Annotated in this window: 1 protein-coding gene; it reads right to left on the reverse strand. The window is 73.8% G+C overall.

Annotation, left to right across the window (positions count from 1 at the left end; all coding sequences use genetic code 11):
• Positions 1 to 111: 111 nt before the first annotated feature.
• Positions 112 to 622: hypothetical protein (locus AC1DWF_RS36015; RefSeq protein ID WP_476843240.1), on the reverse strand; the 511-nt coding region annotated here is incomplete at its 5' end.

Raw genomic sequence — 622 nt, forward strand, 5'->3', positions numbered from 1 at the left:
GAGCAGGATGGCGTGACGCTGCGTGACCAGCTTGGCTTCCGGCGCCCGCCACATCCTGCGGCCCTCGCCGCGCGAGGGCAGGCCGCCGAATAGCTTCCACCCGGGGGCGCCTCAGTGAAGGACGGCGCCCACCGGCCGCTGCATCGCCGCCACGGGCATCGCCTGCGGCGGCAGCCGATGCCCGGCGGCCGACATCATCGCCGCGAAGCGCTGCGCCCCGCGCAGCGCCGGCGCCACGGAACCCGCGGGCACCCAGTCCGAGATGACGTCGAGCGCGGAGAGCGTGTCCGCGTTCTGCATCGCGCTCACGAGCCGCAGCATCAGCACCTCGTCGGCGCCGAGGGACGGGCAGCGGCAGCACCGCACCTCGATGATCCGCTGTGCCGCGCTGCCGACCACGGACATCATCAGGTCGAATCCGACAGCGCCGGCCGAGGCCACGCCGGCCAGGCGGAACATCTCGCGCCAGTCCGGGTGCGCGGTGCCGGGGCGCATGATCGGTGCGACCCAGGCGCGTAGCGCCGCCACGACGAAGAGCTCCTCCGGCCCGAGGTCGAGGACCGCCCGCTCGCCCGTAACAGGGCGGTGATCGGGGTTGCAAGGCTCCATCGGGGACACGACC

The sequence above is a fragment of the Aminobacter sp. P4_D5 genome (genome assembly GCF_056401815.1).